Source organism: Streptomyces sp. NPDC044571 (genome assembly GCF_040647115.1).
GTDB lineage: Bacteria > Actinomycetota > Actinomycetes > Streptomycetales > Streptomycetaceae > Streptomyces.
Genome location: NZ_JBEZBN010000025.1, coordinates 1 through 26,154, shown reverse-complemented (window position 1 = coordinate 26,154; position 26,154 = coordinate 1). Strand labels below are relative to the sequence as shown.

Genomic DNA, 26,154 nt, shown 5'->3' with positions numbered 1-26,154 from the left:
GCACCTTTCGCATAACGGCTGGGTAACGGCAGAACCTAGCGGCCTTCTCACGATTGTCACAAGTTCGGTCGGAAACTGACTCGCGGTCAGGTGGCGTTCACTCGTTCCTGGCTGTGAAGCGGACGGGGAGAGTGCGCAGGCCACGCATGATCAGTCCGCCGCGCCAGCGCAGCTCCGTTGGCGGAACGGCGAGTTCCAGATCTGGCAGACGCGTGAGCAAAGTCGCAAGCGCGGTCTGTCCTTCGAGTCGCGCGAGCGGAGCCCCCAGGCAGTAGTGGATGCCGTGCCCGTAGCCGAGGTGCTGGTTGTCACTCCGGGAGAGGTCCAGGGTGTCCGGATCGGCGAACCGCTCGGGGTCCCGGTCGGCGGCCGCGAGGACGACCAGCACCGGGTCGCCGGCCGCGATCTCCTGCCCGCCGAGGGTCAGCGGCTCGGTGGCGAACCGCCAGGTGGCCAGCTCCACGGGGCCGTCGTAGCGCAGCAGCTCCTCCACGCCGGTCTCCAGCAGGGACCGCTCCCCGGCGGCGAGCGAGGCCTGCAGCCGCGTGCGCTGGTCCGGGTTCACGAAAAGGGCATGCAGCCCGTTTCCGATCAAATTAACGGTGGTTTCGAACCCGGCGAAGAGGAGGATGAAGGCCATGGCGGTGGCCTCGACCTCGGTCAGGTGGTCGCCGTGGTCGCTCGCCCGGATCAGGTCCGAGATGAGGTCATAGCCCAGATCATCCCTTTTGCGGTGGATGAGTTCGCCGAGGTAGGTGCGCATCTGCTTCACGGAGCGGGCGACCCCGCCGCGCGGCCCGCCGCCGTGGCGGATCATCATCCCGGCCCAGTCGCGGAAGTCGTCCTGGTCCTCGCGCGGGACGCCGAGCATCTCGCAGATGGCGTAGATGGGCAGCGGGAAGGCGAACTCGTGGATCAGGTCCGCCTCGCCCCTGCCGTCCGCACCTGCCTTTTCCACGATCCGGTCGATGAGGTGGTCGGTCAGCTCCTGCACGCGCGGCGTGAACTCGGCGACGCGGCGCGGGGTGAACGCCTTCGACACCAGCCGCCGCAACCGGGTGTGGTCCGGCGGGTCGATGTTGAGCAGATGCGTCATCAGCTCCGCCTTGCGCTCCCCCGGGATCCCGGTCTTGCCCTTGGCGTGCGGCGGCTCCGCGTGGTGCACCGGGTTCTTGCTGAGCCGCTGGTCGGCCAGGGCCTGGCGGGCATCGGCGTACCGGGTGACCAGCCAGGCCTCGACCCCGCTGGGGAGCTTGGTGCGGTGCACCGGGGAGTGCTCGCGCAGCCAGGCGTACGCGGGGTAGGGGTCGGTCGCGAACTCCCAGTCGAACAGGGTGGGGCCCTGGAGAGGAGTGCGGTCTTCGGAGGCTGCGGAGTTCGGCTCGTGCACGCCCCGACGGTATCCCGCGCCGCCCGGGCCCTACGCCGTGAGCCCCTCGGCGGCGCGGATCGCGGCGCGGTAGGTCCGGGCCGCCGCGCGCAGCGCCGTCTCCGGGTCGATGCCCTCGGCCTCCGCCCGCGCCGCCAGGGCCAGCAGCTCGTAGCCGATGCCCTCGCCGCGGGGCAGCTCCACGGGCACCCCGCCCGCGCGGACCCGGCCGGAGAGCTTGGCGGCGAGCGCCAGGCCCGGCTGGCCCAGCGGGATCCCGTCGGTGACGGACTCCCGCTGCTTCTCGACGGCCTTGGTGCGCTGCCAGTGCGCACGGACGTCGTCCGCGGTCAGCGCCTCGGCGTCCCCGAAGACGTGCGGATGGCGGTGGATCAGCTTCTCGACGAGGCTCCCGGCCACGTCGTCGATGGAGAACGGCTCCTGCGGGTCCTCCTGGGCGATGCGCGCGTGGAAGACCACCTGGAGCAGCACGTCCCCGAGCTCCTCGCGCAGTTCCTCGCGGTCGCCGGCCTCGATGGCCTCCACCAGTTCGTACGCCTCCTCCATGGCGTACTTCGCGAGCCCCTGGTGGGTCTGGGCCGAGGTCCAGGGGCACTCCCGGCGAACCCGGTCCATCACCTGGACCAGGTCGAGGAGGCGGGCGCCGGGCAGGTCGTAGGAGCCGGGCAGCAGTTCCAGGTCGGGCATGGCGACCCGGCCGGAGCCGGCGAGCCGGGCCAGTCCGTCGGTGAGCCGCCGGTCGCCCTCGCCGCTCGGCAGGACCACGACGGTGCGCCCGCCGGCGCAGGCCTCGACCAGGCTCTGCGCATCGGGGCTCTCCTGCTCGACGCCGATGCCCGCCTCGCGCAGGTACGGCAGCTGCGGGTGGTCCGGGTCGGCGCACAGCACCCGGTCCGCGGCGTGCAGGGTCTGCCAGGCCGGCCAGGACAGCAGGCCCGGCGCGACCCGGTGGCTGGTGGTCAGCAGGACGATGCGGCCGGTGGGCTCGGCGGGTTCCGAGGGGGCGTCGTGGTTCACCCTCCGAACCTACCTCCGCGGCGGCGGCTCAGGCTCCGGCGGGGGGCTGCTCGGGCCGGGTCCGCTGGACGATCCAGGGGGTGTCCTGGTCGCCGAGCACGATCTGCTGCGGGTCCCAGACGCCGTAGCGCGGGTTGACCTCGATGTGCAGCGCCTTCGCGGCGGCCGCGAGCTGCACGACGGCCTTGTCCTGGCTGCCGTAGTGGTCGAACAGCTTGTCGCGCAGCAGCTTGAAGCGGGCGTCCGCGTCGAGCTGGCCGGGCGCGAGGCTGGCCTGCTGGAGGGCGGCCTGCTCCAGCCTGCCGGCGTCGCCCGCCTGCTCCAGCTGGGCCTTGCGGAAGTCGCCGACCTCCTTGGCGCTGACGCTCACGCCGGCGTCCTTCGCCGCGCGCTCCAGGACCTCGGTCTGGATCATCTTGTTGAGCTTGATCCGCTCCAGGCCCGGCGTGGACTGGATGAGCTGGGCGGCGGCCGCCCCGGAACGGTTCTGCGCCGCGCGGACGTCGTTGACCTGGGCCTGGAGTGCGGCAGTGGTGATCCGCTCGCCGCCGACGACGGCCGCGGTGCCGGGACGGGCCTGGCCCGAGCAGGCGGACAGCAGGGGAGCCGCCACGAGCAGGGCGGCGGAGACGGAGAGCGCTGTGCGACGGTGCAAAGGAGCCTCCAGGGCCGGGAGATTGTGCGTCGGTGCACAAGGGCCGTGCGGTGATCGATGGTATGCAGTCAGGGTGATCCGAGCCACTGGTTCGACCAACGATTCCGGGGGTGTCGGGGTACGCGGGTGTTGGTGTCCGCGCCGTCCCGCGGCCACCCCTCGGTCCACCGGTGCTGCCAAGGTCGGCCCACCATGTCGACACCGCACCGCTCGCCGCGCCGCCGGAGCCTGTCGGGCTCGGCGCTCGCCGCCCTGACGCAGTCCGGTTACGGCACGAGCTTCCTCCCCGATCTCGGCACCTACCTCACCAGCCCGTTCGCCCTGCTCGTCGGGGTGTTCCCGCGCACGGACACCGACCTTGCGGTGTACGTCGTCACGGTGCTGAAGACGGCCGTCGCGGCGGCGGCCACGGCCTGGCTGCTGCGCACGCACCGCCGCGGACCGTGGTGGGCGGCGGGGCTGCTCGGCGCTTCCTTCCCGGGCTGGACCCGGCAGTTCGAGCCGGTGCCGTGGCCGGACCTGCTCGCGCGGCTGCTGCCCGCCACGTACTCCTTCTCCTCCCCGGCCCTGTTCGTGGGGACCGGGACGCTGCTGCTGGTCGCGGCGCTGCCGCTCCACCGCGCGGTGCCGGTGCGGACCCGGCTGTGGTGGACGGGGCTGACGGCGGCCGTGCTGCTCTCCTCCAGTGGACGCCGACGGCGCCCGCCTGGAGCCGGACGGCACCATCGCCCGCGCCGAGGTCCCGCCGCTGCTCACGCTCCGCCCGCCGGGGACCGCGCCCGTCTTCGGTCCGTCGCCCTTCGGCAACCAGGAACTCCTGTTGGGCGCGCGGTCTACGAGGATCCCGTGGCGCCCGGTGTGTGCCGCGCGGGCACCCGGGCCTACCTGTGGGCGCCGGAGTACAACGCGACGGCCCGCCTCGCCGGCGGCCCCGCCTTCCGGCTGAACGGCAACGCCCCGCGCAACCGGGCGGCGCTCCAGCCGCTCGGCGTCTCGGCGGGGCGACTCCTCCCCGCTGGTCTTCGACGCGCCCGAGCCGGCCCGCTGGGAGCTGTCCTGCCTGGACGGGGCCCGGCCGGCGGCGGCGGTCACCACCCTGCGGTCCACCGCACCGACCGGCCTGCGGGTCGGCTCCTCGGGCATCCGGGCCACCGTCCCGGCCGGCACCACGGGCACGGCGGTCCTGTCGGCCCCGGCCGGCGCACGACTGCCGGCCCGGGCGGCCCGGCGCTGAGCGGATCACGCCCGTGAGGTACGACCGGCGCCTGCTCAGGGGGGCGGAGCCGCCGGGGCCGGCCCTCGCCCCACCAGGCGCCCGAGCCGGCAGGGGTCAGCGGACCTGGCCGAGCCATTGGAGGGTGCGGCGGACCTCCGTGGAGAAGGGGTGGGCCGGGCCGTGGACGCGGTCCGCGTCGAAGAGGAGGCGGGCCAGGGTGTCGTGGGCCGCCGGGCGGTCGCCCAGCGAGAGCAGCAGGTGCGCGATCCGGCGGCGGACCTCCAGGGGCAGGCCGGGGTCCGGGTTGGCGTAGTGGTTCTCGAACAGGGGCAGCAGGGAGCGGTATTCGGCCAGGGCGGCGGCCGGCTCTCCGAGCTGTTCCAGGCACTGCGCCGCGTCGTAGCGGAAGCGCAGCGCCTGCGGGTCGCCCGCCGGGAACTCGTCGGCGAGGCGGCGCAGTTCGGGCAGGGCGCGGCGGTACTGGCCGTCGTCCATCAGCGTGGCCGCGTACTGCTTGCGCAGCGAGCGGACCACCGGGGAGTGCTCGCCGTGCTCGTCGGCCGCGGCCGGGAGGATCCCGCCGAGGATGTCCACGGCCTGGGTCAGGCGGCCCTGGTCCAGCAGGCTGCGGGCCTCGTCCACCGCGGCCGGGATGTCCGGCCGGGGCGGGACCGCGGGGGCGGCGGTGGGCTGCGGCGGGACGGTGGCGGCGCGGTCCGGCCAGGGGGCGTGCGGGCGCAGGAAGGGCCGGGTCGGGTCGAGCGGGCCGGCCGGGGAGCCCTGCTTGGGCAGCAGCGGTGCGAGGGCCTCGTAGACCTGCTGCGCGGAGGACGGCCGGTCCTGGGGGTCCTTGGCCAGCAGGTGGAGGAGGACCGCCTCCAGCTGGTGGGGGACCTCGGGGCGCAGGCGGCGCACCGGGACCGGCGGTTCGTACAGGTGGCGGTGGAGGACGCCGAGCGCGGTGGACCCGGCGAAGGGCACGTTGCCGCTGAGGAGTTCGTAGAGCAGCACGCCGAGCGCGTACAGGTCGGTGTACGGGCCCACCGCGCCGCCCATCGCCTGCTCGGGCGCCATGTACGCCGGGCTGCCGATCGGTGAACCGGTGCTCGTGAGGCGGGTGGTGTCGGTGTCCATCACCGAGGCGACACCGAGGTCCAGGACCAGGACGGTGCCGTCGGGCCGGACCATGACGTTGCGCGGCTTCAGGTCGCGGTGCACGATCGGCACCGCGTGCACGGCCGACAGCACCGCGCACAGCTGCGCGACCACGGCGACCGCCCACGGCCACGGGTACGGGTCGTGCTGCGCGAGGTGGTCGGCGAGGTCGGTGCCCTCGACGTAGCCCATGACGAGGAAGAGCTCGTCGCCGTCACTGCCCGCGTCGTGGACGGTGACCAGGCCGGGGTGGTCCACCTGCGCGGTGACCCGGCATTCGCGGACGAAGCGGCTGCGCAGCTCGTCGGCGACCGAGCCGGGCCCTGCGACCTTGTCGGGGCGCAGCAGTTTGACGGCGACGCGGCGGTCCAGGCGCTGGTCGTACGCCGTCCAGACCTGCCCCATGCCGCCCTGGCCCAGGAGGGCGGCCAGCCGGTAGCGCTCGCCGATGATCCGGTGGTCCTCGGTCACCGGGCCGTGCCCTCACCCTCGTTGCGCGGCTGGCTCGGGTCGGGGTTCCTCGGCGGGGTCTGCTTGCGCAAGAGTTCGCTGAGCTCGTCGAGTTCGGCGCGGACCTGCCCGATCCGCGGCGGGGTGGCCGGAGCGGCAGGAGCGGGGGCCGGGGCCTGCTGCTGCGGGGTCGGCGGGTAGGCGTAGGCGGCCGGGGTGGTGTTCTGCTGCTGCGGCGGTACGTACGGGGCCGGGCGCGGCGGGTACCAGGGCGCGGTCCGGGCAGCTGCGGCAACGTCGTGGTGGCGGATGTCGGCGATGAGGAAGTACACGCAGACCGCGAAGCCGGTGAGGATCGTGCCCAGCGCCCCCGTGTCGCTCTGCCAGCCACTGGTGTCGGGCGTCTTGTCGGCGTTGATGAGCGCGATCCAGAAGACGGTGAGCACGCCGCTGGCCGCCAGCAGCCCCCAGTCCCGGGACTTGCGGGTGACGACCGCGAGCCGCAGCATCGTGCCCCAGGCCAGGAAGCCGCAGCTCAGGACGGGCAGCAGGGCGAACAGCACGCGCAGTGCCACCACGCCCCCGGTGCTGGGCTGGGGGCCTTGCTGCGGCGGGATGCCGGGGCCGTGCATTGCTGCTCCTGACGGGCCGTGTCGACGAAACTTCGGGACTGAGCGTATACAGCGTTTCCGGCCGCCAGTGAGGGGATCCGCCCAACCGTTGCAGGGTCGCCACCTGCCGCGCGGCCCGGCGGCCGGAGCAGGGCCCGCCCGGCTCGGCGAGCGGGCTCCGCCAAACACGCGTACCGTCCCAAAAGGGATACGGAAGGGAGCCCTCGTATGGGGATCTTCGACAAGGCCAAGGAAATGCTGCAGGGCCACGGCAAGCAGGCGAAGCAGGCGTCCGACGCCGCCGAGCGGCAGGTCAACCGGCGGACCGGTGACAAGTACACCGACCAGGTCGACCAGGGCCAGCAGCAGATGGAGCGGCGCATGGGGGTCGACGACGACCCCGACAGGTAGCCCCGGCATGCGACGGCCGCGGCGGGAACCGGTGGACACCGGTCCCCGCCGCGGTCACGGCCGGGGGCGGGTCACGACGCGCGGAGCGCGGTCACGACCCGTCACGACCCGAGGATCGTGGTGAGGAACTCCCCCGTCCAGGCCAGCAGTTCCCGGCCGACCAGCGGCTTCCCGCCCACCTTCGCGGTCTTCGGGCGCGGGATCAGCACCTGCGAGGTGGCGGGCTTGAGCACCGCCCCCGGGTAGAGCCGCTTCAGCCGCAGCTCCTGCGATTCACGCAACTCCACCGGCCCGAAGCGGATGTTCGGCCCCTGGAGGGTGATGTCGCCGACCCCGCACGCGCGGGCCAGCATCCGCAGCCCCGCCACCAGCAGCAGGTTCTCCACCGGCTCGGGCAGCTTGCCGTAGCGGTCGGTGAGCTCCTCGCGCACGGCCTTGATGTCGGCCTCGGAGTTCGCCGACGCGATGGACCGGTACGCCTGCAGGCGCAGCCGCTCGCCCGGCGCGTAGTCGTGCGGGACGTGCGCGTCGACCGGCAGCTCGATCTTGACCTCCAGCGGCGGCTCCTCCTGCTCACCGCCCTCGACGGCGGCCCGGTAGTCGGCCACCGCCTCGCCGACCATGCGGATGTAGAGGTCGAAGCCGACGCCCGCGATGTGGCCGGACTGCTCGCCGCCGAGCAGGTTGCCCGCGCCGCGGATCTCCAGGTCCTTCATCGCCACGTACATGCCGGCGCCCATCTCGGTGTGCTGGGCGATCGTCGCGAGCCGCTCGTGCGCGGTCTCGGTCAGCGGCTTCTCCGGCGGGTAGAGGAAGTACGCGTACCCGCGCTCGCGGCCGCGGCCCACGCGGCCGCGCAGCTGGTGCAGCTGGGAGAGGCCGAAGTTGTCGCCGCGCTCCACGATGAGGGTGTTGGCGTTGGAGATGTCGATGCCGGACTCGACGATCGTGGTCGAGACGAGCACGTCGAACTTCTTCTCCCAGAAGTCCACCACGACCTGCTCCAGGGCCTGTTCGGACATCTGCCCGTGCGCGGTCGCGATCCGCGCCTCGGGGACGATCTCGCGCAGCCTGGCCGCCGCCCGGTCGATGGACTCGACGCGGTTGTGGATGTAGAAGCACTGGCCCTCGCGCAGGAGTTCCCGGCGGATGGCCGCGCCGATCTGCTTCTCCTCGTACGGGCCGACGAAGGTCAGCACCGGGTGGCGCTCCTCCGGCGGGGTGGTGATCGTCGACATCTCGCGGATGCCGGTCACCGCCATCTCCAGCGTGCGCGGGATCGGGGTCGCGGACATCGTGAGCACGTCCACGTTGGCGCGCAGCTTCTTCAGCTGCTCCTTGTGCTCGACGCCGAAGCGCTGCTCCTCGTCGACGATGACCAGGCCCAGGTCCTTGAACTTCGTCTCCTGGGAGAAGAGGCGGTGCGTACCGATCACCACGTCCACCGAGCCCTCGCGCAGCCCCTCCAGGGTGGCCTTCGACTCGATGTCGGACTGGAAGCGGGAGAGCGCCTTCACGTTCACCGGGAACTGGCTGTAGCGCTCGGAGAAGGTCCCGAAGTGCTGCTGGACCAGCAGCGTCGTGGGGACGAGGACGGCGACCTGCTTGCCGTCCTGGACCGCCTTGAACGCCGCACGCACCGCGATCTCGGTCTTGCCGTAGCCGACGTCGCCGCAGACCAGCCGGTCCATGGGGACGGACTTCTCCATGTCCTCCTTGACCTCGGCGATGGTGGTGAGCTGGTCGGGGGTCTCCGCGTACGGGAAGGCGTCCTCCAGCTCGCGCTGCCAGGGGGTGTCCGGGCCGAAGGTGTGGCCGGGGGCCGCCATCCGCGCGCTGTACAGCTTGATCAGGTCGGCGGCGATCTCCTTGACGGCCTTCTTCGCCCGCGCCTTGGTCTTCGTCCAGTCGGCGCCGCCGAGCCGGTGCAGGGTCGGGGCCTCGCCGCCCACGTACTTGGTGACCTGCTCCAGCTGGTCGGTGGGGATGTACAGCCGGTCGCCGGGCTGGCCGCGCTTGGCGGGGGCGTACTCGACGAGGAGGTACTCGCGGGTGGCGCCCTGCACCGTGCGCTGCACCATCTCGATGTAGCGGCCCACGCCGTGCTGCTCGTGGACGATGTAGTCGCCGACCTCCAGGGTCAGCGGGTCGACGGACTTGCGGCGCCGGGTCGGCATCCGGCCCAGGTCCTTGCTGGCGGTGCGCTGCCCCGTCAGGTCCGTCTCGGTGAGGACGGCCAGGCGCAGGGCCGGGTCGACGAAGCCGGTGTCGAGGGAGCCGCACGCCACGTGGACCAGGCCCGGCTCCAGCGCGGGCAGGTCGACCTCCAGCCGGGCCGCGATGCCCTCCCCGCCCAGCACCTCGACGGTACGGGCGGCCGGGCCGTGGCCCTCGGTGAGGTAGACGGTGTGCCAGCCGTCGGCGATCCACCCCTTGGTGTCGGCGAGCGCGCGGGCCGTGTCGCCGCGGTACGCCTCGGGGGCGTGCATCCCCAGCTTCAGCGTGTCCCCGCCGAGCTGCTCGTCGGCGGCGAAGGGAGAGACCGACCACCACATCATGCCGAGCTCGCGGGCCCGCTCGCGGACGTCCGCGATCCCGCGCAGCGAGGCCGCGCCCACGTCGATCGGGGCCTGCCCGCCGCCCGCGGTCGCGGCCCAGGAGGCCATCAGGAACTCCTGCGAGGTGGCGACCAGGTCGGCGGCCCGGGTCCGCACCCGCTCCGGGTCGCACACCACGGCCATCGACCCGGCGGGCAGCACGTCGATGAGCAGTTCCATGTCGTCGACCAGCACCGGGGCGAGGGACTCCATGCCCTCCACCGCGATCCCCTCGGCGATCTTGTTCAGCAGCTCGCCGAGCTCGGGGTGCGCTTCGGCGAGGGCCGCCGCACGCTCCCGTACCCCGTCGGTCAGCAGCAGTTCCCGGCACGGCGGGGCCCACAGACCGTGGTCGGCGATCTCCAAGGACCGCTGGTCGGCCACCTTGAAGTACCGGATCTCCTCGACCTCGTCGCCCCAGAACTCGATGCGCAGCGGGTGCTCCTCGGTGGGCGGGAACACGTCGAGGATGCCGCCGCGCACGGCGAACTCCCCGCGCTTCTCCACCAGCTCCACCCTGGCGTACGCGGCCGCGGCCAGCGCCTCGGTGACCTCGCCCAGATCGGCGCTCTCGCCGCGGCGCAGACTCACCGGCACCAGGTCGCCCAGCCCCTTGACCTGCGGCTGGAGCACCGAGCGGATGGGCGCGACCACCACGGAGACGGGACCGGCCGCCGGATCGTCCTTGCTGGGGTGCGTGAGCCGGCGCAGGACGGCGAGCCGGCGGCCCACGGTGTCGCTGCGCGGCGAGAGCCGCTCGTGGGGCAGCGTCTCCCAGGACGGGAACTCCGCCACCTGGTCCGGGGGCAGGAACGACCTGAGGGCGGCGGCGAGGTCCTCGGCCTCCCGGCCGGTCGCGGTGACCGCGAGGACGGTCCGCTCGGTCCGCGCGGCCAGCGCGGCGATGGCCAGGGGACGCGCGGCCGGCGGGCCGACGAGGTCCACGTGCATGCGGTTGCCGTCCCCGGCCGCGGTGACCGCCTCGGCGAGGGCCGGGTCCCGGGTGACGGCGTCGAGCAGTCCGTGCAGGCTCATGAAGGAGGCTTTCCATCCGGTGAAGGGGCAACGCGAAGGACCCGACACGCACGCGGGCCGGGGGTTCCCACCCTACGACGCAGCGGTGCGGGCCGCCCCCGGGATACGGACGACACCGGCCCCGGTCCGCCCGCACGGGCTGGACCGGGGCCGGTGTGCTCCCCCGTGACGACCGCGGCTACTCGCTCGCGATCGCGTTCAGTACGTTCATCCGCCCTGCCCGGAAGGCCGGGACCAGCGCGGCGAACAGTCCGACGAACGCCGACCCGATGAAGACGCCGATGATCGTCGACCACGGGATCTCCAGCACCTTCAGACCCTGCAGGGCCAACAGCTGCTGCGCGGTCGCACCCCAGCCCATGCCCAGCCCGAGGCCGAGGAGGGCGCCGAAGAGGGCGATGACCACCGACTCCAGGCGGATCATGCGGCGCAGCTGGCGGCGGGAGAGGCCGATGGCGCGCATCAGGCCGATCTCACGGGTCCGCTCGACCACCGAGAGGGCGAGGGTGTTCACCACGCCCAGGACCGCGACGATGATCGCCAGGCCGAGGAGGCCGTAGACCATGTTCAGCAGCTGGCCGACCTGGTCCTTGAGCGCCTTCTTGTAGTCGGTCTGGTTGAGCACCTTGTACTGGGGGTACTCCGCGAGCGCGGCCTTGACGGCCCCGTACGCCGCGTCGCCCTTCCCGTCGGCGGCCTTGCCCAGCAGCATGAACGGCCGCGGCATCCGGTCGGCCGGCACGAACTCCTCGGCGGTCGCGGTGCTGATGTACTTCACGCCCTTGTCGAGGTTGCCCTCGTCGGAGGTGATCGCGGCGACCTTCAGCTTGGCGGTGGCACCGCCCTTGAAGGCGACGGTCATCTCGTCGCCGACCTTGACGTGGTGCTGGTCCGCGTAGAGCGAGCCGACCGACATGGCGCCCTTGCCGTACGCCGCCGCGTGCTCGCCGGCCACCATCTTGCGCCGGACGTCCTTCGCGTACGTGGGGTCCGTGGCGCTCAGGGGGGTGTCCTCGGCGGAGCCGTCGGGGGCGGTGATCTTCGCCTCCACCTCGCGGTACGCCGTGACGTGGTCGAGGTCCTTCGTCGCGCGCAGGGCCTGCTCGGCCTGCGGCATGACCGGCTGGCCGGTCTGGGACTGGACGATGTAGTCGGCGCCGACCGACTTGTCGAGCTCGTCGGTGGCCGAGGCCACCATCGAGGAGCCGACCACCGACAGGCAGGCGACCAGCGCCAGTCCGATCATCAGCGCCGCGGCGGTGGCCCCGGTGCGGCGCGGGTTGCGCAGGGCGTTGCGCTCGGCGAGCCGGCCGACCGACCCGAAGGGCCGCAGCACCACGCCGGAGAGCACCCGGACCACGCCGGCGGCCAGCAGCGGGCCGACGACGATGAAGCCGATGAGGCTGAACAGCACGCCGAGCGCCAGCCACAGCGAACCGGTGGCGGCCTTGTCGGCGCCCGCGGCGAGGGACAGGCCCGCGCCGCCGATGCCGGTGAGGACCAGGCCGAGGACGGCCCGGATCCGGCCGGCCTTCTTGTCGCCGGGGGTGCCGGCGTCGCGCAGGGCGGCCATCGGAGAGACCTTCCCGGCCCGGCGGGCGGGGATGAAGGCCGAGACGACGGTGACCAGGATCCCGAGGACCAGGCCGATGACCGGCGTGGTCCAGGCGACCGTCAGGTCGTCGGTGGACAGGTGCATGCCCACCTGGCCCATCAGCTTCATCAGGCCCACCGCCAGGCCCACACCGGCGGCGACACCCAGCACCGAGCCGACGATGCCCAGCAGCACGGCCTCGACCACGACGGACTTCAGGATCTGGCCGCGGTCGGCGCCGATGGCGCGCATCAGCCCGATCTCCCGGGTGCGCTGCGCCACCAGCATCGAGAAGGTGTTGAAGATCAGGAAGATGCCGACGAGGAAGGCGATCCCGGCGAAGCCGAGCATCACGTACTTCATGACGTTCAGGAAGGAGCCGACGTCCTTGCGGTTCGCGTCCGCGGCTTCCTTCGCCGTCTGCAGCTTGTACGTGCCCGCGCCGACGGCGGCGGCGATGTTGCGCTTGAGCTGCTCGTCGCCGACCCCTTCCTTGGCGTTGACGTTGATGTGGGTGTACGCCGCACGGTCGCCCAGCAGCTTCTCCTGCGCGGTGGCGGTGTCGAAGTAGACGACGGCCGCACCCGGGTTGGTCACCGTGAAGGTGGCGATACCGCTGATCTTCGCGCGGACGTCGCCCGTGATGGCGATGGTGCGCAGCTCGTCGCCCAGCTTCAGGTGGTGCTTCTTCGCCGTGTCGGCGTCGACCATCACCTCGGTGGGGCCGCGCGGGGCCTGACCCGAGGTGATCTTCATGGACTTGAGCTCGTTGTCGCTCCAGTTGCCCGCGATGGTCGGGGCACCGGTGGTCGAGCCCACGTTCTCGTTCTTGGAGTTGACGACCGTGACGGACATCGAGACGACGCCGCCCTCGGCGGCCTTCACGCCCTCGGCCTTCTTCACCTGCTCGACCGCCGCGGCCGGCAGCACCTCGGGCCTGCCGCGGTTCGGGCTCTCCTCGCCCGCCTCGGCCGCCTTCGGGCTGACGGTGACATCGGAGTTGGTGACGGCGAACAGCTTGTCGAAGGTGGTGTTCATGGTGTCCGTGAACACCAGGGTGCCGCAGACGAAGGCGACGGAGAGCAGGACGGCGACCGCCGAAAGGGCCATGCGCCCCTTGTGGGCGAGGAAGTTGCGCCGTGAGGTCTTCAGGACGGTATTCGCACTCACGAGGTCCGCCCGCGCGCGTCGAAGTCCTTCATACGGTCCAGGACCTGGTCGGCGGTCGGCCCGTACATCTGGTCCACGATCCGGCCGTCGGCGAGGAACACGACGCGGTCCGCGTACGAGGCGGCCACCGGGTCGTGCGTCACCATCACGATGGTCTGGCCGAGCTCGTCCACCGAGCGGCGCAGGAAGCCGAGGATCTCCGCACCCGCACGGGAGTCCAGGTTTCCGGTCGGCTCGTCCCCGAAGATGATCTGCGGGCGGGCCGCGAGAGCGCGGGCGACGGCCACGCGCTGCTGCTGGCCGCCGGACAGCTCGGTCGGGCGGTGCTTGAGGCGGCCCGCGAGACCGACGGTCTCCACGACCCGGTCCAGCCACTGCGCATCGGGCTTGCGGCCCGCTATGTCCATGGGGAGCGTGATGTTCTCCAGGGCGTTCAGCGTCGGCAGCAGGTTGAAGGCCTGGAAGATGAACCCGATCCGGTCGCGGCGCAGCTGCGTCAGCTTCTTGTCCTTGAGCCCCGTGATCTCGGTGTCGTCCAGATGGATCTGGCCGCTGGTCACGGTGTCGAGGCCGGCGAGGCAGTGCATCAGCGTGGACTTGCCGGAGCCCGAAGGACCCATGATCGCGGTGAACTGGCCCCGCATGATGTCCACGTCCACCTCGTCGAGGGCGACGACGCGCGTCTCGCCGGCGCCATAGGCCTTGACGACCTTCCGCGCCCGGGCCGCGACGGCTGCATGCCCTCCAGTACCCCCGTGCCTGGTTTCGGTCATAGCCGTTGTCACGGTCTGTCTCCTCGTTCGATGCGTAGCTTCGATGCGTAGCCGCCCGGGAGGAGCGACCCCACCCCGGCTCGTATGCACCAGTTAAGAACCTCGCCGGGCCGGTCTCCTCCTCCGCCGGGACGAATGAGCCCTGGGCCCTTGTGAGGAGCACCCCCTAGGGGTTCTCCACCCTCCGGGGGATCCGTACTGAGGGATGGGCAGGGGATACCGCCTCAAACGCCATGGTGAGAAGGTGTCACCCGCAGGTCCGTGCACAGTGAAGGGATCTTGGTGGGTACGGAGGAGAGCACGAGCGAAGCCGCAGGCGAGAGCCCCGACGACGCACCCGCGGGCATACCCGGGAACCCGGCCGCGACCCCTACGGGAACGGCAGCCGCGGCGGGCGCGGCGGGCGCGGCGGGCGCGGCGGGCGCGGCGGGCGCGGCGGGCGCGGCGAAAGAGGCGGCGGACCCGGCCGGCACCGGCGCCAGGCCCCGCACCGCCCTGGTGGCCGCCCTCATGCTCGCCATGGCCCTGCCCGCCCTCGACAGCTCCGCCGTCTCCACCGTCGTTCCCCAAGTCGTCGGCGACCTCGGCGGATTCTCCGTCTTCTCCTGGCTCTTCGCCGGCTACCTGCTCGCCGTCACCGTCACCCTGCCCGTCTACGGCAAGCTGTCCGACACCTTCGGCCGCAAGCCCGTCCTGCTCTTCGGCGTCGCCCTCTTCGTCCTCGGCTCCCTCCTGTGCGCCCTCGCCTGGAACATGGCCGCACTCATCGCCTTCCGCATCGTGCAGGGCCTGGGCGGCGGCGCCCTCCAGGGCACCGTGCAGACACTGGCCGCCGACCTCTACCCGCTCAAGGACCGCCCCAGGATCCAGGCCAGGATGTCCTCGGTCTGGGCCACCTCCGCCGTCGCCGGCCCGGCACTCGGCGGCCTGCTCGCCGCCTACGGCGACTGGCGCTGGATCTTCCTGATCAACCTGCCGCTCGGCGGCCTGGCCCTGTGGATGATCAGCCGCCACCTCGTGGAACCCGTACGCTCCCCCGGACGCCGGGGCCCCGTCGACTGGGCAGGGGCGCTCGGCGTCTTCGCCTGCGGCGGACTGCTGCTCTTCGCCCTGGTGCAGGGCGGAGTCGCCTGGCCCTGGCTGTCCGCGCCCTCCCTCGCCCTGCTGGGCGCGAGCACCGTGCTGGCCGCCGTGACCCTGCGCATCGAACGCCGGGCCGCGGAACCGATCCTGCCCGGCTGGGTCTGGCGCCGGCGCACCATCGCCGCCGTGAACCTGGCCCTGGGCGCGCTCGGCGTACTGATGGTCGCCCCCATGGTGTTCATGCCGACCTACGCCCAATCCGTACTCGGCCTCAGCCCCTTCACCGCCGGGCTCGTCACCTTCACCATGACCCTCAGCTGGCCCCTGTCAGCCGCCCTCAGCCAGCACGTCTACCGGCGCATCGGCTTCCGCAACACCGCGGCCGCCGGAATGGCCCTGGCCACCGCGATCCTGTTCTCCTTCACCCTCCTGCCCTACCCCGCCCGGCCCTGGCAGCCCGCACTGATCATGCTCGCGCTGGGCGCCGCCCTCGGCGTGTTCCAGCTGCCGCTGATCGTGGGGGTCCAGTCCACCGTCGGCTGGGCGGAGCGCGGCACGACGACGGCCTCGGTGCTCTTCTGCCGGCAGGTCGGCCAGAGCGTCGGAGCCGCCCTGCTCGGAGCCGTCGCCAACGCCACCCTCGCCTCCCGGCTGGCCCACGCCCCCATGCCGGGGCTGCCGGAGCACCTGGACGACGTGTCCAAGGCCCTCGCCCAGCCCGGACAACTCCCGGGGGCCGCCGCCGACTACCTGCGCGCGGCCCTGGCCAGCGCCGTCGACCACATCTTCCTCGGTGCCACGGCCGCCGCCCTCGCAGCCCTCCTGACCCTCCTCCTGGTAGCCCCCCGCCGCTTCCCGGTCCTCCCCCAGGACTGAACGGCCCCGGGCGCAACACGGGCCTCTGTTTCACTGGAGCCATGGCGATCGGCGAACGAGCCGCACAAGCACGGCAGTTACTGGCCCACGAGGGCCGCTGGATGAGGAGCCTCGGCCTGTGGGCGGCCCGGCGCAGGCACGGGGTCGGCCCCGCCGACACCGCCCTCGGCTACGCACGCGCCCAGGCGCCGACCTCGTACGGACTGGTCTTCGTCTTCGCGGTCGAGACCGTCGGGGTGTCCTTCATGCTCGCCGCGTATCCGGTCGCCCACCTGGTCATGCTGGTCCTCGACCTCTACACGGTGTGCCTGGTCCTGGGGCTGCACGCCGCGGCCGTCACCCGCCCCCACGTCCTGGGGCCCGGCGGACTGCGGGTGCGGCGCGGGGCGGGGCTCGACCTGTGGATACCCGCGGAACGGATCGAGTCCGTCCGCTACGACCTCCGGTTCCCGGACGGGAAGAAGACCGAGGACGGCGTCCTGGAGGTGGCCGTCGCGTCGCAGACCTCGCTCACCATCGAACTCAGTCAACCGGTCACCGCCGTCAGCCTCCTGGGCAGACGCACGGAGGTCCACACGGTCCGCTGCCACGCCGACGACCCAAAGGCAGCCGTCACGGCGATCAAGCGGCGACTGAGGTCCGGCTTGTCATGGCCCGGGCCAACCGAGTAGACCTGAGGCCGGATCAGCAACCGTACCGGGGGGACGACATGGCTTCCGCACTCTTCGCACTGCTGTTACTGGCCGCACTGGCCGGCCCGATCGGCTGGCAGCTGCGCCGGCACCCCGGCCCCGTCACCGGCCGCGACGGCCGCCTGTCCACCTCCACCGCCCTGGCCCTGGCCTGGACGGTGATCCTCGTCTGGCTGCTGCTCGCGATCCTCGCGTACGGCCTCACGGCAGGCGGCGGCATCACCTACTTCCACGGCAACGGAGGCCACGGCCCGCTGTCCACCCTGACCACGGTCTACCTGCCCCTGCTCGGCGGCCCCTACGTCGCCCTGATCGCGGCGAAGGCAGTGGTCGGCACCCGCCTGGAAAACGGCAGCCTGGCCAAACCCGCCCCCAAGCCCACCCCGCAGGGACACCGGCCCCTGCGCGAGCTCATCGCGAACGACAGCGGACGCACGGACCTGGTGGACCTCCAGTACGTGGCGCTCAGCGCGGTCACCATGCTCTACGTGGTGCTGTTCTTCCTCACGGACGTCGGCGCCGGACTGCCCCGCCTGCCCGAGGAGATCTGGGCCCTGACGGGCGCACCGGCGGGGGCCTACCTGGTGAACAAGATGGCCACCCGGGCCAACCCGGTGATCACCCGGGTCACCGTCGCGGACGGCGCCGTACGGGTCGAGGGCGGCGGCTTCGGCCCCGAGGCCCGCGTGGAGGTCGACGCAACGCCCCTGCCGACGCAGTTCGACCCGACCGCCTGCACCCTGACCGCCCCCCTGCCGCCCGCCGCCCCGGCCGCCTTCACGGTGACGGTCACCTCCCGCGGCCTGCGCAGCGACCCCTCCCCCTACCCGACCGACCCGACCCCGACCCCGACCCCGGCCCCCCTGGCAACAGCAACCACCCATGAAGGCGCCGCCTGACGAGCACTCCCCACCCGGAAGCGGGCTTGCACGGGACCCGCAGAAACCCGCCCTAGCCCTCCGCCGGAGCCCGCCCCGTCAAGGCCGCCAGGCTGGACCGGACATGGCTCATGTGCGCCCGCATCTCCTCCTGCGCCTCCGCATGCTCCCGCAGGATCCGCTCCGTCTCCCGCCCCACCCGCTCCGCCTCCACCCGCGCCCCCGCCAGCACCTCAGCGGCCAGCGCCTCCGCATCCTCCTGCCCGTGCCGCGCCAGCTCCTCCACCTCCGCGTACCCCCGCCGCGCCTCCGCCAGCCTCCCCTGCGCCAACCGCTCCCACTCCGCATGCCGCGCCAGCAACTCCGCCTCCCGCGCAGCCAGCTCCCGCTCCGACGCCTCCCACCGCGCCTCCTGCTCCTGCTCGCGCTCCGCCAGCAGCGCCTCCACCCGCCGCCGCATCTCCGCCAGCCCCGCAGCCGCCTCCCCCCGCCACGCGGCCGCTTCCTCCCGCGCCTCCGCCCGCAGGGCCTCCGCCTCCCGCTCCGCCCGCGCCAGCCCCTGCCGCGCCCGGACCTCCGTCTGCTCCCGCACCGCCTCCGCGTCCTGCCGCGCCAGCTCCGCCACCCGCTCCGCATGCGCCTCGGCCGCGCTCCGCGTCTCCGCCGCATCCGCCCGCGCGTCCCCGCGCACGCAGTCCGCCTCCTCCTCCACCAGCAGCAGGATCCGCCGCGCACGCTCGCCCAGCTCGTCGTACGTCTGCCCGTGCGGCGCCAGCTGCGCGACCGCCTCCCGCAGCCGCTCCGCCTCCGCCTCCATCTGCCGCGCCAGCACCGTCAGCCGCGCCGCGCGCTCCCACGCCTCGTCCCGACTCCCCGACAGGCGCGCGAGATACCGCTCGACCTGGTCCGTCCGGTAGCCGCGGCCGCGCACGGTCGTGAAGGGTGCACTCATCCTGGAAGCGCCTCTCTCGCGGGGGGGATCCCTGTCAAGGATGCGCCATTTGCTCCCAGAAGCCGGAATGGCCGGGCCGGGACCCCGCACGAGGGGTCCCCACCCGGCCATTCAAACGATCACCTGATCACCCGATCGCCGGACCGGGTCACCGGATCAGAGCAATCCGTCCCACATCTGCTCCAGCAGCACCGACCACCAGCTCTCCGGCGACGCCAGCGCCGCACTGTCGAGCCCCGCCAGATTCGCCTGGAAATCGACGGTCCAGCGCCCGGCCTGCTCCGGCGTCAGATGCTGCCTGAGCCGCCACATGTGACCCAGCATCGCCAGCGACCGCGCGAACTGCGGCAGGCTCGAATTCACGAACTGCGGAGGCACCGGCGCCCCGCCCGGACCGCCCTCCACCGGCACCGCGACGATGTGCGCCGTCCCGTACTGCACACACAGCGCCTTGCCGAAGTCACTTCCGACCACGAGGTACGAACCCGCGTCCGAAGCCGGCTGCACCTGACGCTGCGCCGCCAGCTCCGCCAGCGTCGGCACCGGCTGGCCCGGCACCGCCTGCGCCCAGAAGAACGGCCCGAAGTCCACCGGCAGACCCGACCACACCAGCGTCTGCGCCACGATCTCCGGCACACCCTGGCGCGACACGGCCCGCTGGTCGAAGCGGAACACGCCCTGCGGACCGAACGCCCCCACCAGCTCCTGCGCGATCGCCTCCAACGGGATCGCCGGCTGCAACGGCACCTGCGGCAGCGGTGCCCGTACCGGCGCGGGCCGCGCCGGACCGTCCGCCACCTGGTGCAACTCGCCCTGGTGCGTCAGCAGATGGCGCATGCCGGCCTGACGGCCCGCGTGGTCCTGCCCGTACGGGGCCACGCTCGTGATCCGGACCTGCGGCCACGTCTCCCGGATCATCCGGGCGCAGTAGCCCCCGGGCAGCTCGCAGGAGGCCAGCTCGGTGTGCAGCTCCAGCACCTGCTGCGGCGGCACGTTCATCGCGCGCAGCTCGTGCAGGATCTGCCACTCGGGGTGCGGGGTACCGGGCGCCGAGCGGCGGATGAGCTGCTGCTCGGAGCCGTCGGGAGCGCGGTAGCGCAGGACGGCCTGGTAGCCCGGGCCGACGGTGGGCACACCCGGGGGTACGGGAGCCTGCGGCGCCGGACCCGGCTGCGGCTGCGGCTGGCCGGGCGGGCCGGGAGGCGCGGGCGGCCCGCCCACGACGGCCGGACCGGCCAGCATCGTCGCGGCATGGTCCAGCCCCTGCCCGGGAGCACCCGGAACACCGGGAGCACCAGGCGCACCCGGAGCCCCGGGCGGGCCGGGAGGCGTGGGCGGCTGACCCACCACGGCCGGACCCGCCAGCATGGTCGCGGCATGGTCCAGCCCCTGCCCCGGCGTACCGGGAGCCCCCGGCGGGCCGGGAGGCGCAGGCGTCTGACCACCACGAGAAGCGCCGGGCGCACCGGGCGGCCCCGGAGGCGCGGGCGGCTGACCCACCACGGCCGGACCCGCCAGCATCGTCGCCGCATGGTCCAGCCCCTGCCCCAGCGAACCGGGAGCCCCCGGCGGACCGGGAGGCGCAGGCGTCTGACCACCACGCGAAGCACCGGGCGCACCCGGAGCCCCGGGCGGGCCGGGAGGCGCGGGCGGGCCGGGAGGCGCGGGCGGGCCGGGAGGCGCGGGCGGGCCGGGAGGCGCGGGCGGCTGACCCACCACGGCCGGACCCGCCAACATCGTCGCCGCATGGTCCAGCCCGCCCCCGGGCGGACCGGCGGGAGCGGCCGGCTGGGCCGCGGGCGGCGCCGGCGGCGCCACGGGCGGCTCGCCCGGCCGGGAGACACGGGCCTTGCTCGTCGGAGCGTCCGCAAGGGCACTCGCATCCGCCGCGCCGAGGTCCAGCGCGGGCGCCACCGCCGTCCTCGGGAGCCGGCTGCCCCCCGCCATCAGCGTCGTCTTCGCCTCCGAGGCCCCCGCGGGCGGCGCCGGCACGTCGTCCAGGTCCGAACCGGACAACGGCGGCGCGAACACCGTCGCGGGCAGCGGCACGGAAGCGGCGTCGTCGGCGCCGGAGTTCACATCGGTCCCCGCCCACGGCGTGGCCCCGACCGGCACCCCGTCATTGGCGGTCGGCTCGTACGGCACCTCGCGCCGAAGCGGCACGGCGTCGATCGACTCCGGCGCGGCCGGAGCATCCGCGGCCTCCGGCCCGGCGGCCGCAGCCCCCTCGGCAGCCGCGGGACCAGGAGAAGGCGCAGGAGCAGCGGCAGCGGCAGCCGCAGCCCCCTCGGCCGCAGCCGCCACAGGAGCACCCGCGTCCCCGGCCGGAACCGAAGCCGCAGCCGCATCCACCGGCGGAGCCGGAGCCGGAGCGGGAGCGGGAGCCGCCGGGGCAATCCCCGCCCGGTCCGCCGCCTCCTGCAACCACTCCGGCGGACTCAGCATGAACGACGTCTGCTCCGAGTCGATCCGCGGCGTCGGCACCGACGGCTCCGCAGCCGGCGCAGCCGCAGCCCCGTACTCCTCCTCGTACCGGCGGATCACCTCACCCACCGGCAACCCCGGCCACAGCGTCACCTCGCCGCTGTCCCGCGCGATCACCAGCCGCTGGCGGCCGCCACCCGACACCGGACCCGCCGCACGGTCCTCCGCCCACACCACGAACCCGAGGCCGAACTCCCGCACCCGCACCTCCCGGTGCTGATACGGCGCCACGGCCCCGTTGATCCACTCCTCGGCGCGCTCCTGCGCCTGCGCAAACGTCACCATCACGCCGTCACCCCTCCACCGGAGCCTGAGCCGAAGCCGACGCCGACCCCGCCACTGGAACCGAGCGTGCGAATCCGCCGTCCACCATCAGACCGGCCACCGTCTCCAACTCCGGCGGATTCCCCGCCAACCTTTCGAGGAAGGCATCGAAATCGGCACCGCACGGCAGCAACAACCGCTCCACGCGCTCCTGCACCGACCAGCCGTCCCGGTCACGCGCGTCGTCGTACGGCGAGAACCACACCGACCCGATGCCCTCGCCCTTCACCTTCACCGCGAGCAGACCGCCCTGCGCGAAGGCCACGCACAGGTAGTCCTTCGTCAGGTGGTCGCGCAGACACTTGTTGACGTACACCAGGTCATTGACCGCCGCCTCCTCACGCACCGTGAAGAACGGCTGGTCCACCAGCACACCCAGGTCCACGTCCAGCCCCACACCCACCGGCGCACAACCGCCCGCCGCCTTCAGGAACGAGCGGTACGCCTCCGGCAGCCGGTAGCCGAGATCCTCCTCGACCCCCTGCACCTGCTCCTCGGACACCGACACCACCGTCTTCGGCAGCCCCAGGTGCACCGGGCGCACCTCCTGCAACGCCCGCGTCCCACGCCTCTCGTGGTCCACCGGCGCCGTCGCCAGACCCGCGTGGTGCCGCAGCAGCGCCTTCACCTCGACCGGGACCAGCTCCATCCGCCGCGTCCCCGCCACGTGGTGCCACGTCCAGCCGTGCGGCGTCGCCACCGCACCGACCGTGTCCCACAGCGCATGCCCCGAGGCCCGCATCGCCGCATTCGCCGACACGAAGTCCGTCAGCCGCAGCTCGTCCACGCCGAAGCCCTCCGGCGGCTCGGCGATCTCCACCGCCGCGCGCGCGTACGGAGAGAAGTCCGGATGTCCGTTCCCGTCCATCCGCACGCCCTGGGGATGCCGAGCGGCCCGGACCGGGTCCGGGAAATGCACGACCTGCCCCGAATACGCGGCGTTGGGTGGCGCGGCCTGCTGCCCGAGCCGACCTGTCGTCATGGCGGTAGCCCCCTGCTGGATCTGGCTGGTTCACCACAGCCTATGTGTTCCGGCAAGAGCACCCCGCGCCCGTACGCCACCCACCCCCACAAGGGCCAGGAACATCCGAATTGATACGAATATTCGACCCCGCTTCCACACGACAGAGGACATTTGACAGTCTGTCCCCGCAGCACGGGGGCGTGCGCGACAGCGGCCATCACCGCCGCCACGGGAGGGAAGAGCGACCATGCAGAACACGGCGACCCGCACAGAACACGCACAGACCGACGGCCAGAACGGCAGCCACGGCGGCGACCCGCGCCTGCGCTGGAGCAGCACCGACGGCCGAGCCGCCGTACCCGTCCTGCGCTTCCGCCGCGACGGCATCCTCCCCACCATCGCCGCCGCACTCTCCGTACGCGGCGAAACCCTCACCGGCACCGCCGGCAAAGCCGACCAGCCACCGGCACTCCACCACCTCGTCCAGGACTTCCTCGACACCCTCACCAGCAACCAGCGCGAACGTTTCACCGGCCGGTGCCCCGAAGCGATCCTGCTCTCCCGCCACCTCGCCGCCGTCGAAGGCGCCCGCAGCAAGCGCGCCTCCCGCAAACCCCTGACCGCGAGCGAAGCCCGCCGCTCCCTCAAACACGCCAAGATCACCGCCCGCCGCATCCGCGAGGACGGAGACCCCCTCCACGGCAGCTACGCACCACCCTGCCGCTCCTGCGAAGCCCTCCTCGCCCACTTCGGCGTACGCGCCGTCGACCTCACCCCCGCCTCACAGAAGGCCTGACCCACACCACCATGACCACCTCCTCCGCCTCCTACGACCGCTCCTCGGCCACCCGCTTCCCCACCCCCGTGGACACCGCCCTGCGCACCGCCGGCTGGGAGCCCGGCCGCTGGGACATCAAGCAGGCCGAATACTGGGCCGACGCCCTCCGGGACCACACCACCCCCGCCGGACACCGGCACACCGTCTTCCCCGCCGCCGTCGAGGCCTGGGCCGAATTCGGCGGCCTCACCGTTGCCGCCCCCGGCCCCGGCCGCCAGATAGCACCGGTCCCCGTGCGCCTGGACCCCCTCACCGGCCTCCACCTGGCCCGCACCTTCGCCGACCTCGGCCGGGCCCTCTCCACCGAGCTCTGCCCCCTCGGCGCCGACTCCGACGGAGCCTCCCACCTCGCCATCGACCGCGAAGGCCGCGTCTACGGCATCGACCACACCGGCGACTGGTACCTCGGCGCAGGCGTCGACGAAGCCCTCACCCTCCTCCTCACCGGCCTCCAGCCGGCCCGCCTCACCACGGCGCACTGACCGCCACCGGCCGGGGTCCCACCCCCCGGCCCCCGGCCCCGCGCCTACACCGGCAACACCGCCGACACCCGGAACCCGCCCGCATCCGTCGGCCCCGACACGAACACCCCGCCCAGCTTCAGGACCCGCTCCCGCATCCCCACCAGGCCGTTCCCCCCGCTCGGCAGCGCCGGCACCACCGCCTGACCGTCACACGGCCCGTTCTCCACCTGCATCGCCACCTCACCCTCCCGGTGCGCCAGCCGTACGGCGACCCGCGCACCCGGCGCGTGCTTGTGGCAGTTGGTCAACGCCTCCTGCACCACCCGGTACGCCGTCTGCTCCACCTCCGCCGCATACGACGCCCCCGAACCCCGCACCTCCAGCTCCACGACCATCCCCGCCGCCCGCGACTGCTCCACCAGCGCCTCCAGCTCCGCCAGCGAGGGCCCGGGCCCCTCGTCGAACGCAGCAGCAGCCGGGGCAGCCACCGGAGCCACCGCCGCAACCGCCGCAACCGACTTCGGCGACTCCACCGCCCGCAGCACCCCCAACATCTCGCGCAACTCCGTCAACGCCTGCCGACCCATGTCCCCCACCAGCGCGGCGTTCCTCACGGCCTTCTCCGGATCCTTCAACGCCACCGCCTGCAACGCCGCCGCGTGCACCACCATCAGCGACACCCGGTGCGCCACCACGTCGTGCATCTCCCGCGCGATCCGCGTGCGCTCCTCCGTACGCGCCCACTCCGCCCGCTCCTCGGCCCGGTCCGCGAGCAGCGACAACTCCCGCTCCAGCGACACCGCCCGCTCCTGCAAGCTCTCCATCAGCCGGCGCCGCGCCCCTATGTAGAGGCCGAGCAGCACCGGCGGCACCGTCAGCGCCACCGCCACGAACACGGACAGCCAGATCACGACGGTCCGCGTCACGCCCTCGTCACCGATGGTCCTGACGTACATCACCACGAAGGTGGCCGCCAGCGACATCGCGGTCAGCGTCGCGGTGATCCGCCGGGGCACCTCGCAGGCGGCGAGCGTGTACAGCCCGACCACCCCCAGCAGGAACCCCATCGCGGCCGGAGACACGGCGATCCCGACCAACACCACGGCGATCGGCCAGCGCCGCCGCAGCACGAGCACGGCCCCCACCACGACCCCGAACAGCACCCCCACGGCCACGGGCACCGAAGCCTCGTGGGCGAAGCCGACCCCCTCGACGGCACACTCCACGGCGGACACCCCGCCAAGCCCCACATCGAGCACGGCTCCCCGCCGCCGCTCCCACCACCAAGGCCCGTCCCGCCCGGCCCCGCCCCGCTCATCCCCCGTATAGGTCATGCCGTCCAGCGTAGCCAGCGCCCCCACCACGGAGGCGACCGGAATTCCGGCAAACCCCCGGTAATCGCACGTACGAATGAATAAGCCGGCATGCGAGACCTGAATCCCACATTCCGGACGACAGTGAGGCCATGACCGACAGCCGAGGTCGCCCCTGCGACGAGCACCGGCGGCCTCCGCACCGGAACCGCGACCTTCGACAGCCTCCGCGAGCAGACGGTGACCCTGCGCCGCGAGGGCCTCAGCCGCCGCCAGATCCGCGACCGCCTGCACGTCCACAACAACGACATCCTCAACCGCCTCCTGGAGGGCGAACCGGCCCCTGAATGGACGAAGCGCCTTCGCGCGAAGGACGACCTCCGCGCGAAGGCCCGCGAGCTCCGCCTCCAGGGCATGACCTACGACCAGATCCAGGTCGAGCTCGGCTGCTCGAAGAGCTCGATCTCCCTCTGGGTCCGCGACCTCCCGAAACCGGAACGACAGCGCACCCCCGAAGAGGCCTCCGCCATCGCCAAGCGCGGCTGGGAACGGACTCTCAAGGCACGCGACGAAGAGCGGCAGCGCACCAAACAGGAGGCCGCAGCCGAGATCGGCTCCCTGTCGGACCGGGAACTGTTCATGGCGGGGGTTGCCCTTTACTGGGCCGAGGGGACCAAGGACAAGACGTACGAACGCCGGGAGTACGTGACCTTCGTCAACAGCGATCCGGACGTGATCCAGGTATTCCTGGCCTGGTTGGACCTGCTAGATGAATGAGTCCGATGTCTGTGCTGGTCGCGACCATGGCGAAGGGCGCCCGTTGGTCAGTGTGTGAAGACAAACCTGGACGCCCTTCTGGCGGCACTGTACGTGTTCATCGACGACCACGTGGCGCCTTGTCGCCGGATCGGGCGACCTCCGAAACTGACGGACGCCGAACTTCTGTGCCTGGCCGGCCCAGGTTCTCCTCGGCTTTCCCTCGGCCCGGCACTGGATCCGCTTCGCCCACGCCCGGCTGGGGCACCTGTTCCGCTACCTGCCCCAGCAGTCGGCCTACAACAAGCGCCTGAACGCGGCCGGACCGCTGATCAGCCACGTGATCGAGGCCCTGGCCCGGCAGGTGCCCACCTGGCACGACGACCTGCGGCTGATCGACTCCACCCCACTGCCCTGCGCGGCCTCCCGCGAGACCGTCAAACGCTCCGACCTGGC

The 26,154-nt window shown here is 72.8% G+C and carries 19 protein-coding genes and 1 pseudogene; 8 read left to right on the top strand and 12 right to left on the bottom strand.

All coding sequences use genetic code 11. From position 1 onward, the window contains the following. Nucleotides 1-97: 97 nt before the first annotated feature. The 3 genes from AB0B01_RS15765 to AB0B01_RS15755 are packed head-to-tail and all read right to left on the bottom strand — an operon-like array spanning nt 98 to nt 3,062. Nucleotides 98-1,390: a cytochrome P450 gene (locus AB0B01_RS15765; RefSeq protein ID WP_361718257.1), complete on the bottom strand. Its 1,293-nt coding sequence runs from the start codon at nt 1,388-1,390 to the stop codon at nt 98-100. A 30-nt stretch (nt 1,391-1,420) separates the two neighbouring features. Then, complete coding sequence (locus AB0B01_RS15760; protein WP_361718254.1) at nt 1,421-2,407, bottom strand: nucleoside triphosphate pyrophosphohydrolase; 987 nt, start codon at nt 2,405-2,407, stop codon at nt 1,421-1,423. A gap of 28 nt (nt 2,408-2,435) precedes the next feature. Continuing rightward, on the bottom strand, nt 2,436-3,062 hold the full coding sequence (locus tag AB0B01_RS15755) for a SurA N-terminal domain-containing protein (protein WP_361718251.1): 627 nt from the start codon (nt 3,060-3,062) through the stop codon (nt 2,436-2,438). A gap of 192 nt (nt 3,063-3,254) precedes the next feature. Between AB0B01_RS15755 and AB0B01_RS15750 the strand changes: the two genes are divergently transcribed. Further along, complete coding sequence (locus tag AB0B01_RS15750) at nt 3,255-4,313, top strand: YfhO family protein (protein WP_361718248.1); 1,059 nt, start codon at nt 3,255-3,257, stop codon at nt 4,311-4,313. A gap of 79 nt (nt 4,314-4,392) precedes the next feature. On the opposite strand, the gene AB0B01_RS15745 is transcribed toward AB0B01_RS15750, so the two are convergent. Together AB0B01_RS15745 and AB0B01_RS15740 are read right to left on the bottom strand one after the other, a co-directional pair. Then, complete coding sequence (locus AB0B01_RS15745; protein ID WP_361718245.1) at nt 4,393-5,904, bottom strand: serine/threonine-protein kinase; 1,512 nt, start codon at nt 5,902-5,904, stop codon at nt 4,393-4,395. Continuing rightward, nucleotides 5,901-6,515: a hypothetical protein gene (locus tag AB0B01_RS15740; RefSeq protein ID WP_361718242.1), complete on the bottom strand. Its 615-nt coding sequence runs from the start codon at nt 6,513-6,515 to the stop codon at nt 5,901-5,903. The genes AB0B01_RS15745 and AB0B01_RS15740 overlap by 4 nt, the downstream gene beginning before the upstream one ends. A gap of 207 nt (nt 6,516-6,722) precedes the next feature. Here AB0B01_RS15740 and AB0B01_RS15735 point away from each other — a divergent pair, with 207 nt between their 5' ends. Beyond that, entirely contained in the window at nt 6,723-6,905 is a 183-nt protein-coding gene (locus AB0B01_RS15735) for an antitoxin (RefSeq protein ID WP_361718239.1), read from the top strand. Between the two features lie 101 nt (nt 6,906-7,006). Here AB0B01_RS15735 and mfd read toward each other — a convergent pair whose 3' ends face one another. From mfd to AB0B01_RS15720, 3 genes are all read right to left on the bottom strand, one after another. After that, entirely contained in the window at nt 7,007-10,537 is a 3,531-nt protein-coding gene (gene mfd, locus AB0B01_RS15730) for a transcription-repair coupling factor (RefSeq protein WP_361718236.1), read from the bottom strand. 178 nt (nt 10,538-10,715) lie between these two features. After that, nucleotides 10,716-13,241 carry an FtsX-like permease family protein gene (locus tag AB0B01_RS15725; protein WP_361718387.1) on the bottom strand — a complete coding sequence of 842 codons (2,526 nt, stop codon included), beginning with the start codon at nt 13,239-13,241 and terminating at the stop codon, nt 10,716-10,718. 56 nt (nt 13,242-13,297) lie between these two features. After that, nucleotides 13,298-14,086 carry an ABC transporter ATP-binding protein gene (locus tag AB0B01_RS15720; protein WP_361718233.1) on the bottom strand — a complete coding sequence of 263 codons (789 nt, stop codon included), beginning with the start codon at nt 14,084-14,086 and terminating at the stop codon, nt 13,298-13,300. Between the two features lie 270 nt (nt 14,087-14,356). Between AB0B01_RS15720 and AB0B01_RS15715 the strand changes: the two genes are divergently transcribed. The 3 genes from AB0B01_RS15715 to AB0B01_RS15705 are packed head-to-tail and all read left to right on the top strand — an operon-like array spanning nt 14,357 to nt 17,624. Continuing rightward, entirely contained in the window at nt 14,357-16,033 is a 1,677-nt protein-coding gene (locus AB0B01_RS15715; RefSeq protein ID WP_361718230.1) for an MFS transporter, read from the top strand. A 41-nt stretch (nt 16,034-16,074) separates the two neighbouring features. After that, entirely contained in the window at nt 16,075-16,704 is a 630-nt protein-coding gene (locus AB0B01_RS15710; RefSeq protein ID WP_361718227.1) for a hypothetical protein, read from the top strand. 38 nt (nt 16,705-16,742) lie between these two features. Next, complete coding sequence (locus tag AB0B01_RS15705; RefSeq protein ID WP_361718224.1) at nt 16,743-17,624, top strand: hypothetical protein; 882 nt, start codon at nt 16,743-16,745, stop codon at nt 17,622-17,624. A 52-nt stretch (nt 17,625-17,676) separates the two neighbouring features. Here the strand turns inward: AB0B01_RS15705 and AB0B01_RS15700 are convergent, their stop codons facing one another. The 3 genes from AB0B01_RS15700 to AB0B01_RS15690 form a co-directional block, all read right to left on the bottom strand. Continuing rightward, a complete protein-coding gene (locus AB0B01_RS15700; RefSeq protein WP_361718221.1) occupies nt 17,677-18,555 on the bottom strand; it encodes a cellulose-binding protein in 879 nt (292 codons plus the stop codon). A gap of 156 nt (nt 18,556-18,711) precedes the next feature. Beyond that, complete coding sequence (locus AB0B01_RS15695) at nt 18,712-21,324, bottom strand: SUKH-4 family immunity protein (RefSeq protein ID WP_361718218.1); 2,613 nt, start codon at nt 21,322-21,324, stop codon at nt 18,712-18,714. Between the two features lie 7 nt (nt 21,325-21,331). Then, entirely contained in the window at nt 21,332-22,345 is a 1,014-nt protein-coding gene (locus tag AB0B01_RS15690; RefSeq protein WP_361718216.1) for an SMI1/KNR4 family protein, read from the bottom strand. A gap of 229 nt (nt 22,346-22,574) precedes the next feature. Between AB0B01_RS15690 and AB0B01_RS15685 the strand changes: the two genes are divergently transcribed. Both AB0B01_RS15685 and AB0B01_RS15680 read left to right on the top strand, forming a co-directional pair. Continuing rightward, nucleotides 22,575-23,123 carry a YwqJ-related putative deaminase gene (locus AB0B01_RS15685; protein WP_361718214.1) on the top strand — a complete coding sequence of 183 codons (549 nt, stop codon included), beginning with the start codon at nt 22,575-22,577 and terminating at the stop codon, nt 23,121-23,123. 11 nt (nt 23,124-23,134) lie between these two features. Next, a complete protein-coding gene (locus tag AB0B01_RS15680) occupies nt 23,135-23,647 on the top strand; it encodes an SUKH-3 domain-containing protein (RefSeq protein ID WP_361718211.1) in 513 nt (170 codons plus the stop codon). 44 nt (nt 23,648-23,691) lie between these two features. Here AB0B01_RS15680 and AB0B01_RS15675 read toward each other — a convergent pair whose 3' ends face one another. After that, on the bottom strand, nt 23,692-24,963 hold the full coding sequence (locus tag AB0B01_RS15675; RefSeq protein ID WP_361718208.1) for a sensor histidine kinase: 1,272 nt from the start codon (nt 24,961-24,963) through the stop codon (nt 23,692-23,694). Nucleotides 24,964-25,182: 219 nt separating this feature from the next. Here AB0B01_RS15675 and AB0B01_RS15670 point away from each other — a divergent pair. After that, a pseudogene (locus AB0B01_RS15670) lies at nt 25,183-25,710 on the top strand (hypothetical protein); the annotation flags it as partial. Between the last annotated feature and the right edge of the window lie 444 nt (nt 25,711-26,154).